Annotated in this window: 9 protein-coding genes; 2 read left to right on the top strand and 7 right to left on the bottom strand. The window is 64.1% G+C overall.

Annotated features, from left to right (window positions below):
- Positions 1-31 precede the first annotated feature (31 nt).
- The 7 genes from AC4FS3_RS15845 to AC4FS3_RS15815 form a co-directional block, all read right to left on the bottom strand.
- The gene (locus AC4FS3_RS15845; protein WP_491021365.1) at positions 32-691 is read right to left on the bottom strand and encodes a TetR family transcriptional regulator C-terminal domain-containing protein; all 660 of its coding nucleotides are present in this window, start codon (positions 689-691) and stop codon (positions 32-34) included.
- 56 nt (positions 692-747) lie between these two features.
- The gene (locus AC4FS3_RS15840) at positions 748-2,301 is read right to left on the bottom strand and encodes an ABC transporter substrate-binding protein (protein ID WP_491021364.1); all 1,554 of its coding nucleotides are present in this window, start codon (positions 2,299-2,301) and stop codon (positions 748-750) included.
- 26 nt (positions 2,302-2,327) lie between these two features.
- Positions 2,328-3,329 (bottom strand): ABC transporter ATP-binding protein, encoded by a 1,002-nt coding sequence (locus AC4FS3_RS15835; protein ID WP_491021363.1) that lies wholly within the window; start codon positions 3,327-3,329, stop codon positions 2,328-2,330.
- Complete coding sequence (locus AC4FS3_RS15830; RefSeq protein ID WP_491021362.1) at positions 3,326-4,273, bottom strand: ABC transporter ATP-binding protein; 948 nt, start codon at positions 4,271-4,273, stop codon at positions 3,326-3,328. Before AC4FS3_RS15830 ends, AC4FS3_RS15835 begins: the two co-directional genes overlap by 4 nt.
- The gene (locus AC4FS3_RS15825) at positions 4,270-5,160 is read right to left on the bottom strand and encodes an ABC transporter permease (protein ID WP_491021361.1); all 891 of its coding nucleotides are present in this window, start codon (positions 5,158-5,160) and stop codon (positions 4,270-4,272) included. Before AC4FS3_RS15825 ends, AC4FS3_RS15830 begins: the two co-directional genes overlap by 4 nt.
- The gene (locus AC4FS3_RS15820; RefSeq protein ID WP_283179254.1) at positions 5,144-6,094 is read right to left on the bottom strand and encodes an ABC transporter permease; all 951 of its coding nucleotides are present in this window, start codon (positions 6,092-6,094) and stop codon (positions 5,144-5,146) included. Before AC4FS3_RS15820 ends, AC4FS3_RS15825 begins: the two co-directional genes overlap by 17 nt.
- A 99-nt stretch (positions 6,095-6,193) precedes the next feature.
- Positions 6,194-8,221 (bottom strand): CocE/NonD family hydrolase, encoded by a 2,028-nt coding sequence (locus tag AC4FS3_RS15815; protein ID WP_491021360.1) that lies wholly within the window; start codon positions 8,219-8,221, stop codon positions 6,194-6,196.
- 185 nt (positions 8,222-8,406) lie between these two features.
- On the opposite strand from AC4FS3_RS15815, the gene AC4FS3_RS15810 reads away from it, so the two are divergent.
- Both AC4FS3_RS15810 and AC4FS3_RS15805 read left to right on the top strand, forming a co-directional pair.
- The gene (locus tag AC4FS3_RS15810; protein WP_491021359.1) at positions 8,407-10,521 is read left to right on the top strand and encodes an oxidoreductase; all 2,115 of its coding nucleotides are present in this window, start codon (positions 8,407-8,409) and stop codon (positions 10,519-10,521) included.
- On the top strand, positions 10,518-12,050 hold the full coding sequence (locus AC4FS3_RS15805) for a trimethylamine methyltransferase family protein (RefSeq protein WP_491021358.1): 1,533 nt from the start codon (positions 10,518-10,520) through the stop codon (positions 12,048-12,050). The genes AC4FS3_RS15810 and AC4FS3_RS15805 overlap by 4 nt, the downstream gene beginning before the upstream one ends.
- Positions 12,051-12,326 lie beyond the last annotated feature (276 nt).

The raw sequence follows: 12,326 nt of genomic DNA, 5'->3' as shown, positions 1-12,326 counted from the left end.
AGTCTGGAATGACGCTGCCTGCGGCGTGAGGTCAGGCCGGGGCCTCTCCCGGCGGCTTCGCCAGGTTCATCGGATCAAGCGGCCCGAGGAAGCTTTCAAGGAAATGATAGCACGCCCGGCGGGCCGCATCACGCGAAAGCATGGTGGGGTCGATGCCCTGCTCCAGCCAGAGCCCGTCACTCAGCGCGATGAACAGAACCGCGACGGAATGGGCATTGACGGTGAGGCCGCGGCTGCTGGCGGTTTCTGTGACGGCGCGGGCGACCTGGAACAGAAAGTCCTGATAGCGGGCGCGGTGGACATTGCGCAGGGCAGGGTTATTGGCAATTTCCCCCCAGAGGGCAAGCCAGATCCGCAGGCTGTCGGGGTTGAACACTGCGGGCGCGAAATTGGCCTCGACCAGATGTACAAGGCCGGAAGTCTCACCACGAAGGGCGGAGGCGTCAGGCGCTACCGCGCTGGTAAACCTGTCATACATCGTGGCATAGCAGGCCGCGAGCAGCCCGTCTTTCGAGCCGAAATGATGGTTGATCAGCCCGCGTGAGACCGCGGCCTCGGCACAGATATTGTCAATCGTGAAGGCCGTGATGCCGCCGCGTGCAAGGCAGGCCAGCCCGGCTTCAACCAGCATGGCGGCGCGGGTCTCACTGGAATAGCGTCGGAAACGGGGGCCTTCGGTGCTCTGGGTCATTCCTGCCGGGGGCGGCAGCCGCCCCCGTCCTTTCAGCTATGGTTCGGTCCGGACATTCAGCCGGCGGTGAAGCGGGTAGGGTCCGGGTGCCCGTCCGCCAGAATGACCGGCTTCAGCCCGGTGTCGTGAATAGCAAGATAAGGCTCGAAACAGATGAAGATAAAGCCGCCCGACAGTTCCATCAGATCCTCCATCCTGTTGAAGATCTCTTTGCGTTTCGCAATGTCCTGTTCGGTCAGCGAGGCCTGGTAAAGCGTTTCATACTCCGGGCTGTTGAAGAAAGACCAGTTATATATGCCGATCTGATCGGGGCGGAACCAGACCAGATTCTCGGTAGGCTCGATCCCGCCGGCGAAATTCATGAGCACAAGCTCGATTTCCTTGTACCCCTCGCCGGCGGTCTTGTCGCCAAGCGCCCAGTAAGCCGCGTCCTCACTGGGCTGGATCTCGATATTTATGCCGACCTCGGAAAGGCTGGCCTGGATGATCTGCGCGGTCGAAAGCGAGGTCTGGTCTGTCAGGCAGTAAAGCTGCAGAGTGATCCCTTCGGCGCCGGCCTCGGCCAGCAGGGCGCGCGCCTGGTCAGGATCGCGCGGATCATAGATGTTCTTCGCGCGCCCATATTGGCCGCCCGATTGCACGACGCCGGTCGCGCGGCTGGTCAGCCCGTCATACACGCCCTCGATCACCGCCTCGCCATCATAGGCCAGCTGGATCGCGCGCCGCACCCGCTCATCCTGCAGCTGGGTCGCATTCATATTGATCGTCAGCCAGGCATAGCGGGTCGAGGGCGACTCGATCAGGCTGGCACCTGCGGGCGGCGCGGCCTTGAGGCCGGCAAACCCGCTGACCGCGAGGGCCGAGAAATCGAAGGCATCGGCCTCATAGGCCAGCAGCGCCGCCTGGTCATCGGTGACGATGTAGAATTCCACCCTCTCGAACGCGGGCGCTTCCAGCGGCCAGTCCGGGTTGCGGCGCAGGGTGATCTTCGCGTTCTGCTCCCATGTGTCGAACAGATAGGGGCCGCATTGCGCGGGAAATTCGGTGGTGAAAGATCCGCCCGCCGCCTCGGTCGCCGCTTTGCAGACCAGATGACCGCCGTAATAGGGCAGGGCGATCACTTCGAAGGGCCGGAAGGCGTCTGTCAGGTGGATGATGCCGGTCTTTTCCCCCGTCACCTCGACGCGATCGAGTTTTTCAAACTGATAAGCCCAGGCGCTGTCAGAGCCTGCCAGGCGCTCGAAGGAATATTTCACATCCCCGGCGGTGACAGGGCCGAAATCGCCGGTCCATTTCAGCCCGTCATGCAAGGTGAATTCCAGCGTGGTCGGGCTGGTCCATTCGTAACGGCTGGCGGCATAGGGGGAGACCGCCTGAACCTCGCGCATGTCGGGCAGCCGCACGAGGGTGACCGTGCAGCAGCGTTGCAGGATGTCGTCTATTGCGCCGAGCATGTTATAGGGATCAATGGCCTGAAAATCGCCGGCAACCCGCAGGCGCAATGTACTGCCGGATTGTGACCAGGCGAGGTTCGGGATCCCGGCGGTCAGGGTTGCCATAAAGGCGCCACCGGCTTTCAGAAGGCTGCGGCGATCGGTGCTCCAGGTCATGATGTCTCTCCACTGTCGGTTTTTGTTTAATTGGCCCGGGCTGCGGGCAAGTCAGGCAAATCAGGGACGGCGAGATGGCAGCTGACAGACCGCCCCGGGGCGATTTCACGCAATGCGGGGCGCGTTTCGCGGCACAGGGTCATCGCCCGCGGGCAACGGCTGTGGAATTCGCAGCCTTTCGGGCGCCGCAGGAGGCCGGGGATCTCTCCTTTGATCGCCAGATCGGCGCGGCGGCGGCGCGGATCGGGATCGGGCTCAGAGGCGATCAGGCTGGCCGTATAGGGATGCGCGGGCCTCGCGAAGACCGCTGCGGCAGGCCCGGTCTCGACCAGCCGACCGAGATAGAGAATAGCGATGCGGTCGGCGGTATTACGCACCACCGCCAGGTTGTGGGTGATGATCAGAAAGCTGACGCCGCGGCTTTCCTTGAGATCCGAGAGCAGGTTGAGGATCTCTCCCTGGATCGAGACATCAAGACCCGCTGTCGGCTCATCCGCAATGACCAGAGCCGGATCAAGCGCCAGCGCGCGCGCCACACTGACCCGCCGGGCCTGGCCGCCCGACAGTTCATGCGGATAGCGGTCTGCCATGGCGGGCGGCAGGCCGACGCGCGCCAGCATCTCCTGTGCGCGCGCCTGCCTGTTGGCGGGGGGCGGGCCATGGATCACGAAGGGTTCGGTGATCAGGTCACCGATCCGCATCCGGGGCGACAGCGAGGCGACAGCGTCCTGAAACATCATCGCGGTCTCGCGCCGCAGCCTGCGTATCTGAGCGGGGCCGACAGCCTCGCCGTCAAAGCGCAGCTGGCCGCCGCTTGCGGGCACAAGGCCAAGCATGGTGCGCGCAAGGGTGGTCTTGCCAGAGCCGCTTTCGCCGACGATCCCCAGCGTCTCGCCCCGGTTCAGGGTCAGCGTGATGCCGTTGAGGATGTTGATCACCGGACGGCGAAAGGGCAGCAGGGCCGACAGGAGATCGCCCGGCAGCGCCATGTCGACGCGCAGATCGCTGACCTCGTAAAGCACGTTCATGGCGTCACCTGATGGCACAGGACCGCGTGGCTTTCGCTCAGCCGCACGCGCGGGACGGGGTGGGCACAGCCCGGGGCTGCCTGCGGGCATCGGCTGGCAAAGGCGCAGCCGGCGGGCGGTGCCGTCAGATCGGGCAGGCGGCCCGGAATCGTGGGCAGGCGCGCGACCGGGCCCTGAATATGGGCCGGATCACAGGCGATCAGCGCGCGGGCATAGGGGTGGCGGGCAGTGTGGTAGATTTCATCGGTGGTGCCCTCTTCGACAACCTCGCCGGCATACATGACATAGACGCGGTCACACAGCTCTCCCACCACGCCCAGATGATGGGTGACGATCACGATGGAGCCCTGATACTGTCGGCGCAATTCGCGAAACAGGTGGATGATCTGTGCCTCCATCGTCACATCCAGCGCGGTGGTCGGCTCATCGGCAATCAGCAGATCTGGCTGCATCATCAGCGCCGCCGCAATGGCCGCGCGCTGGCGCATGCCGCCCGACAGCTCATGCATGTAGCGCCTGAGCACGAGCTCCGGGTCGGGGATGCCGACGCTTGCCAGCATGGCACGGGCACGAGCCAGCTTTTCCGCGCGTGACACGCGTGCGCGATGCTGGAAATCGACCAGTTGCTGGCCCAGTGTCAGCACCGGGTTGAAGGCGCTCATCGGGTCCTGGAAGATCATCGCCACCTTGTCGCCGCGCAGCTCGCGCCGCCGCGTCTCGGTGGTGGTGATCATATCCTCCCCTCTGATCCGCAACTCGCCCGAGAGGGTGGCGCCAGGGGCCGGCAGGCCGATCAGGGCCGAGGCAAGCGTGGATTTGCCGCACCCGCTTTCGCCGACGATGCCGATCACCTCGCCGGCCCGCGCCGTCAGGCTGGCGCCGCGCAGGGCCTGGACCGGCCCATAGGACAGCCGCAGGCCGGTGACTTCCAGAAGGGCACTCATGCCTGCCTCCGCTTCAGTTTCGGGTCAAGCGCATCGCGCAGGCCCTCGCCCAGGAAAGTGAAGCCGATGGTTGCCAGAACCAGAGGAATACCGCCCGCGATCACCAGCGTCGGCTGCTGCCGGAGCGAGGTATAGCCGTCATAAAGGATGTTGCCCCAGGAAGGCGTTGGCGGTTTGACACCAAGGTTGAGGTAGGAGAGCCCGGCCTCAAGCATGATGACCACCGGCACATCCATGGACAGCACGATCACCAGCGGTCCGACCACATTGGGCAGGAGATGGCGCAACAGGATGCGCGCAGTCGAGGCGCCCATCGTGCGTTCGGCCTCGATGAAATCGGCGTTCTTCAGGCCCAGAACCTGCGCCCGGATCAGCCTTGCATAGCCCGGGATCGAGACCAGCACGATCACCAGCAGCAGCGTCTGGGTGCCCGGGCCTATGACGGTGATCACGGCCAGTGCGAAAAGGATCATCGGCAGGGATGAGAGGGAATCCAGCACCAGCACCAGAAGCCCGTCCAGCCAGCGCGGCCCATAGCCTGCGATCAGCCCGAGGATCAGGCCGATGGCCCCGGCGATTCCGGTGGCGCCAAGGGCGATGGCCAGCGCGTTGCGGGTTCCCATGATCAACCGCGAGAAAGTATCGCGCCCCAGCTGATCGGTTCCCGCCAGATGGGTGAGGCTCGGGCCTAGGAGCTTTGACTTCACGTCGATTTTCAGCGGATCAAAGGGGGTGATCCAGGGGGCCAGAATCGCAATCAGCAGAAAGCTGCCCACCAGGATCGCGCCAACCGCGCCCATCGGATCCGACATCAGCCTGGAGAAGGCGCCTTGCGGGCGCACCCGAGAGAGGGGATCGGCGGGCGCCGGTTCAGCTGCGGAAGACATCGCGAACCCTCGGATCAAGCCGCGCGATCAGCAGATCGGCAGCAGTGACGATAAAGAGGTAAAAGGCGGTCATGAAGAGGACCGTGCCCATCACCAGCGGGTAATTCCGTTTTGCCACCGCCGAGGTGATCAGCGAGCCGATCCCGGGCCGCGAAAACACCGTCTCGACAAAGACCGCCGATGACAGGATAGAGCCGAACCCGACTGCCAGGATCGCAATGGTCGGGATGATCGCGAGGCGCAGCGCGTAGCGGGTAACGATCTTGGTCTCGGACAGGCCAAAGGCGCGGGCGGTGCGGACATGGCTGGCGCCCATCACCTCCAGCATCGAGGCGCGCACCAGCCGGGCAAGATAGCCGACCCAGGTGATGCCGATGGCAAAAGCCGGCAGGATCACCGCGCGGATCTGGCTGCCGAGATCTCCGGCCTGGCCCGCGCCGATGGCGGGCAACCAGTTCAGCCAGACCGCAAAGATCAGCAGCGAGTAAAGCGCGATGACGAAAGAGGGCACAGCGATCATCGAAACCGACAGCACCCCCAGCAGCCGGTCAATCCAGGTGTCGCGCCAGACCACCGCGACACAGCCAAGCGCCACGCCGAACACCAGTGCCATACCAAGCGCGACCAGCCCGAGGATCAGCGTATTGGGAAAGACCTCCAGGATCTGATCCAGCACCGGCCGCTTTGACCAGACGTCATAGCCCAGATCGCCCCGCAACGCGTTCGAGAAGAAGTTCCAGATCTGGGTCAGCACCGGCTGATCAAGGCCCATTCTGGTGTTGAGCTGGGCCTTCAGCTCGGGCGTGGCCCTTGGTCCGAGCGCCAGGGATGCCGGATCGCCCGGCACCAGAAACACCATCGCAAACATCGCAAACATAACGATCACGAGTATCAGTATCGCAAGCCCGATGCGCCGGATGGCATAACTCAGCATCTGCGGTGCCTCTGGCGCAGGGGCCTGTCAGGTCCGGGCCTTGTGTCCTCAACGCAGGCCCGGCGCAGCGGCGCGCAAAGCAGAGGATCAGCTTCGGGGTCAGAGATGGTCACGAGCGATCCTCTCATCCCAGTTGCGCGTAAAGATCACCGCACCATTCTCGCGGATGGTCACCGTCATCTCAACACGGAAATGGCTGGCGTCGCAGGTCAGCCGCCCCTCGCTTTCATGGCTTGCGGTCAGGCCCTTGCGCTCGATCTCCACCCGGAATTTGGTGAGGGTGGTGGCTGAAAGCGGATCTCCTTCGGTGATCTCGTAGCGCGACAGACATTCGGCGCGGTGGATATGGCCGATATCGGGCATCTCGCTGATCCCCGTCCAGCGCGGAAAATCGACGGTCATGCGGCCGGTCAGCAAATCATGGCGCACCTCGCGCCGGGCCGCAGCCTCGACCGGATGCGAGATTTGCGGTGTGTTTTCCGCACTTACCGGCGGATCAAACGCGCGCAGGGCACCATCGCTCGCCTGCGGTGCCCGGACCGGCAGCATCAGACGGCTCTCGCCGGTCTGAATGGTCAGCGTCGCAGGCTCGGGCGAGGGCCAGGCAATCGGCCAGTAGGTGGTCGAGATCGATATCGCCAGCCGGTGACCGGCAGGAACCGCAACCGCAATATCCTCCATCTCGACGGTCGCATCGGTGAAGGCACCGGGCACCAGAGCCTCGGGGAATTCATGGCTTTTGCGATGCGTGAGGTTCAGGATGCCGATGCCGATCCGGGTCGAAGATCCGTCCGGCGCCACATCATTAAGCCTGACCGAGACCAGCGCCATCGGCTTGTCAGACGCAAACCGCAACATGACCTGCGGCGCGCCCAACAGCTCGATCCGCGCTGGCAGCGGGTCCGAAAGGAACACGAGGCTACCGCCATCATCCATGCGCTGATCGGTGGCCCAGTCGGCATTCTCGCCATAACGCCCGACTTCTCCGGCGGTCAGGCCCACCCACAGGGGCGAGCAGACCGGCAGACCCTGCACCGGCCCGGCCTCTTCGCCCAGCTGGTGGCCGGCATTCAGATGCAGGATGCGCGGCGTGACATGTGGCGATGGCCAGGACGGCTCGCCAATCCAGCGGCCGGGGCGCTCCAGGTAGCAGGTGCGCGGCGGCACGGGCTCCTGCATCCAGGTGCGGTAAAGGGGCTCGTCCATGATGCCGGTCTCGCGGCCTTTCATCCAGTGATCGCACCAGCGCAACACTTCCTGCAACCAGCCGATGGCGGGCGCGACCGACACATCATAGGGGTAGGAATGGGCCCAGGGGCCGACCAGCCCCAGCCGTGGCCCCGAAAGCCCGGCCAGCAGGCGCGGCACCGCCTCGGAGTAATTGTCGGCCCAGCCCGAGACCGCATAGACCGGGATGGTGATTTTTGAGAAATCCTCGCAGACCGAGCCCTGTTTCCAGTAGTCATCGCGGCGCTGGTGGCGCAGCCAGGTGAGCATCCAGGGGAAATTCGCCTCGATCCGCTGCATCCAGATCTCGCGCCAGCGCGGCCCGACGATCGCCTCATCCGGCGGCAGGTCATTATTGGCAAACATGGTCGAAGACCAGTCGAAATCATCCTTTGACAGGCAGCCGCCAACCCGGTGGATATCGGTTGCAAAGCGGTCATCGGTCGAACCGACGGTGATCACGGTTTTCAGCGCCGGCGGCTGGCGCGCGGCGATCTGCAACCCGTTAAATCCGCCCCAGCTGATGCCGATCATGGTGACCTGGCCATCGCACCAGCCCTGAGCGGCGATCCAGGCGATCAGTTCGCAGCCGTCGATCTGTTCCTGCGCCGAATATTCGTCAGTGATGATGCCGTCGCTTTCGCCGGTGCCGCGGATATCGACCCGGATCGCCGCATAGCCATGGCCTGCCAGATATTCATGCATGGCATTGTCGCGGGTGCGGGTGCCATCATGTTTGCGGTAAGGCAGATATTCGAGCACCGCAGGCGAGGGCATATCTGCCCCGTCCGGCCCGACCGGCAGCCAGAGCTTTGCCGCCAGTCTGGTCCCGTCATTCAGCGGGATAAACAGGTTCTCGATGATGCGAACCGGGTACTGGAACTGGCTGTGATCGTGCATAGCGGCTCCTTTGTTGAACAACAATGCAATAAAGAATTTCTAGTGGCAAACGATTTTTTGCGTGCTGACAGCCTTAATATTCTCACGGAATTGATCAGGCATTATTCTTATATCACTGCATCGAACGGGCTTGACCCGCTGAAATTTACATCGCTACTATATATATGTTCAACAAGGATGGTCCGATGTCGCAGCCAACCGCCAGGAATCCGCGCTATGATGTGCTGTTTGAGCCGCTGGCGATCGGGCCGAAACTCGCAAAGAACCGCTTTTTCCAGGTCCCGCATGCAAGTGGCATGACGAATGCCGCCCCGCATGTGCGCGCGGCCTTCCGCGCCATGAAGGCCGAGGGCGGCTGGGGCGTGATCTCGACCGGCGCCTGCTCGGTTCATCCGTCGTCGGATGACAGCCCTTTTCCGGCGGCAACGCTCTGGGATGAGGCCGATATCCGCGCCCATGCGCTGATGACCGATGCGGTGCACGAACATGGCGCGCTGGCCGGGGTCGAACTGTGGCATGGCGGCGCGGTGACGATGAATCGCACCACGCGGCTCTCCTCGCTGTCGCCCTCGGGCGTGCCCTGGATGGCGGGGCATCCGGGCTTTATGTCCTCGGCGCGGCCCCGGGTGATGGACCGCACCGACATCCGTGATCTGATCCGCTGGCATGCGGAGGCGGCGGTCCGGGCTGAACAGGCGGGGTTTGACATCCTCTATGTCTATGCCGGTATGGGCTATCTGCCCTATCAGTTCCTGCTGTCCGACTACAACAAACGCACCGATGCCTATGGGGGCAGCGCGCGCAACCGCGTGCGCCTGCTGATCGAGCTGATCGACGCTGTGCGCGAGGCGACGCATGGCCGGCAGGCGGTGGCGCTGCGCATCTCGCTGCAGGAATTGCGCGCCCGGCCGTCCGACTCTGCCGAAAGCGAGGCGCATGAGGTGATCTCGCTTCTGGCCGATGCGCCTGACCTGTTTGACGTCAAGATGGACTATTCTTCGACCGACTGCTCTGTCTCGCGCTATTCGCCCGAGGGCAGCCATGAGGCGGTGATTTCTTTCGTCAAACAGCTGACCGACAAGCCGGTTGTGGGGGTGGGGCGCTTTACCTCGCCCGATACGATGGTTTCGATGCTGCGGCGGGGGGTGCTGGATTTCATCGGCGGCGCGCGACCATCCATCGCCGATCCGTTCCTGCCCGAAAAGATCCGCACCGGGCGCGAGGACGAGATCCGGGAATGTATCGGCTGCAACCTGTGCATTTCGTCCTGGCATGACGGGGTCTGGGTGCGCTGCACGCAAAACCCCACCGCAGGTGAGGAGTGGCGGCGCGGCTGGCATCCGGAAAAGGTGCCGGTGACGGCGCCCGCCATTCAGGGGGAGGCTGAAAGCGTTCTGGTGGTCGGTGGCGGTCCCTCTGGGCTGGAAGCGGCGCTGACCTTGGGCCGACGCGGCTACCGGGTGACGCTTGCCGATCAGGCGCGCGAGTTTGGCGGGCGTCTGCGGTTTGAGGCGCGGCTGCCGGGTCTTTCGGCCTGGAACCGGGTGACGGAATACCGGCTCGGGCGCCTGTCGCAGCTGCCGAATGTGTCTTTGTTCCCCGAAAGCCCGATGCAGGCGGCGGATGTGCTGGACTTCGGTGCGCAGCATCTGGTGGTCGCAACCGGCGCGCGCTGGCTGCCGGTGACCTGTGGTATGAATGAGCTGCCCGCCGGCCGGATCGAGGGCCCGCGTGTCTATACCCCTGATGATCTGGCGGCAGGTGCCCGCCCCGAGGGGCCGGTGGCGGTGTTCGATTATGACAACTATTACATGGGCTCGGCGATTGCCGAGATGCTGGCCGATCAGGGTCATGCCGTTACCTATATCACCAATTCCGGTGCGGCGGCGGCCTGGGGCATCATGACGAATGAACAGCCTTTGGTGCATCAGAGCTTTGCCCGCCGCGAGATCGCCTATCGCACGCTTGAGGTGGTGACGGGTTTTGACGGCGAGACCCTGACCCTTGCCCAGACCTTCAGCGGCGCAACAAGCCGGATCGCCGCGCGGTCGCTGGTGATCGCTGGCCTGCGCGAGGGCGGCTCGGCGCTGCATGAAGCGCTCGCGGCTTCGGACCTGGCGGCGGCGGGGGTGCGCAGCCTGCATCTCACCGGCGATGCCAATGCGCCGGGCGCGATTGCGCATGCGACATATCAGGGGCACCGCACCGCGCGCGAGCTGGGCCTTGGGGCGCATCAGATAGTGGTGGGCCGCGACGCGCCCTTTGCCCCGCGCGACTTTCTGGCGGATGCTGCGGAATGACCGATGCCACCCCCTCCCCCCGCCGCACCCGCCGCGCCGCCCGCCAGATCGGAGCGCTTGACCAGCCGCCTTTCGGCCAGCAGCCCCGGAGCTATGACCCGGTCCGGGTGATATCCGACGATCAGGTCGCGCAGATCCATGAGGCGGCGCTGAGCGTCTTGCGCGATATCGGCATGCGGGTGCTGGAGCCCGGCGCGCGTGAGCGGTTCCGCGAGGCCGGTGCCCTGATCGAAGATGAGACGGTGCGCTTTCCGCCCGGCCTGATCGAAGAGACCCTGAAAACCGCCCCTGAGCATTTCACGCTGCGCGCCCGCAACCCGGCGCGCAATCTGCGGCTTGGCGGCGGCGATCATATCTTCGCCTCGGTCGGTGGACCGGCCTATGTGATGGACAATGATCGCGGCCGGCGCGACGGCACCTTTGCCGAGATGTGTGATTTCCTCAAACTCGTGCAGCAGATCAATGTCCTGCACCAGGAGGGCGGCGGCCCGTTCGAGCCGCTGGACCTGCCCGCCCATACCCGACACCTCGATATCTGCCTCGCGCAGATCACCATCCTCGACAAGAACTGGCAGACCCAGACCCTTGGCCGCCAGCGCACCATGGACGGGATCGAAATGGCCGCGCTGTCACTGGGCACCACGCCCGACGGGCTGACCGGGGTGCCGACGCTGCTTGGCATCATCAATACCAACTCGCCCCTGCAGCTTGATATCCCGATGGGCGAGGGGCTGATCACCATGGCCGAACATGGCCAGGTCAATGTGATCACCCCCTTCACGCTGGCAGGCGCCATGAGCCCGGTGACGCTGGCGGGTGCGCTGACGCTGCAGCATGCCGAGGCGATGGTCGGGATCGCGCTGACCCAGCTGGTGCGACCGGGCGTGCCGGTGATGTATGGCGGCTTCACCTCGAATGTTGACATGCGTTCGGGGGCGCCGGCCTTTGGCACGCCGGAATATACCCGCGCGGCCCAGGCCTCGGGCCAGCTGGCACGCCATATCGGGGTGCCGTTCCGCTCCTCCAATGTCTGTGCTGCCAATGCGGTCGATGCTCAGGCGGCGTATGAATCGCAAATGTCGCTCTGGGGGGCCCTGATGGGCGGCGCGCATCTGGTGAACCATGCCGCGGGCTGGCTGCATGGCGGGCTGACTGCAAGCTTTGAAAAGCTGATCCTCGATGCTGAAATGCTTCAGATGATGGCAGAGTATTTCCGCCCGATCGAGGTCAGCCCGGCGACTCTGGCGCTTGACGCCATCGCCGAGGTCGGCCCCGGCGGCCACTTCTTCGGCACTTCTCACACGATGGAGCGATATGAGCGGGCCTTTTATCGTCCGCTGGTCTCCAACTGGGACAATCACCCACAATGGCTTGAGCGCGGTGCCGTCGAGACCCGCGAGCGCGCAAATACATTGTGGAAGCAGATGCTGGGGGACTATGAGGCGCCGCCGATGGATGCCGGTATTCTTGAGGCGTTGAACAGCTTCGTCAGTCGCCGCAAGGCTGAGGGTGGAGCTCCGATGAACTGACGGCTCTCTGATCGCCGGCATCGGTCTGTCCGGGGCGGGGATTCGGCGAGATCTGCCAGTCGTCCGATTTTTCTTTCAGAACCTGGGGTTGATTGCGCAACTTTCTGTCTGGCGCCGGGGCTGTGGCCGGTTTGGTCTGATCGGCGCCGCAGAATTATCTGCCTTATTTCATTACGCTTTTCGCATATCTTCACGAGTATTTTGTGACTTCAGTGAAAAAGGCACTTGCGGGTTTGTTTTGTGGGGCCTAGATACCGCCTCACCGAAACGGAACGG

It is taken from the genome of Pseudogemmobacter sp. TB195, assembly GCF_058313095.1.
The sequence above is the reverse complement of the archived record's forward strand: the minus strand, read 5'-3'. Positions and strand labels throughout refer to the sequence as shown.

What these genes read in the sequence shown, in the direction of transcription:
- AC4FS3_RS15845 (WP_491021365.1), bottom strand. Translation starts at nt 691, where the DNA reads ATGACCCAGAGCACCGAAGGCCCCCGTTTCCGACGCTATTCCAGTGAG.
- AC4FS3_RS15840 (WP_491021364.1), bottom strand. Translation starts at nt 2,301, where the DNA reads ATGACCTGGAGCACCGATCGCCGCAGCCTTCTGAAAGCCGGTGGCGCC.
- AC4FS3_RS15835 (WP_491021363.1), bottom strand. Translation starts at nt 3,329, where the DNA reads ATGAACGTGCTTTACGAGGTCAGCGATCTGCGCGTCGACATGGCGCTG.
- AC4FS3_RS15830 (WP_491021362.1), bottom strand. Translation starts at nt 4,273, where the DNA reads ATGAGTGCCCTTCTGGAAGTCACCGGCCTGCGGCTGTCCTATGGGCCG.
- AC4FS3_RS15825 (WP_491021361.1), bottom strand. Translation starts at nt 5,160, where the DNA reads ATGTCTTCCGCAGCTGAACCGGCGCCCGCCGATCCCCTCTCTCGGGTG.
- AC4FS3_RS15820 (WP_283179254.1), bottom strand. Translation starts at nt 6,094, where the DNA reads ATGCTGAGTTATGCCATCCGGCGCATCGGGCTTGCGATACTGATACTC.
- AC4FS3_RS15815 (WP_491021360.1), bottom strand. Translation starts at nt 8,221, where the DNA reads ATGCACGATCACAGCCAGTTCCAGTACCCGGTTCGCATCATCGAGAAC.
- AC4FS3_RS15810 (WP_491021359.1), top strand. Translation starts at nt 8,407, where the DNA reads ATGTCGCAGCCAACCGCCAGGAATCCGCGCTATGATGTGCTGTTTGAG.
- AC4FS3_RS15805 (WP_491021358.1), top strand. Translation starts at nt 10,518, where the DNA reads ATGACCGATGCCACCCCCTCCCCCCGCCGCACCCGCCGCGCCGCCCGC.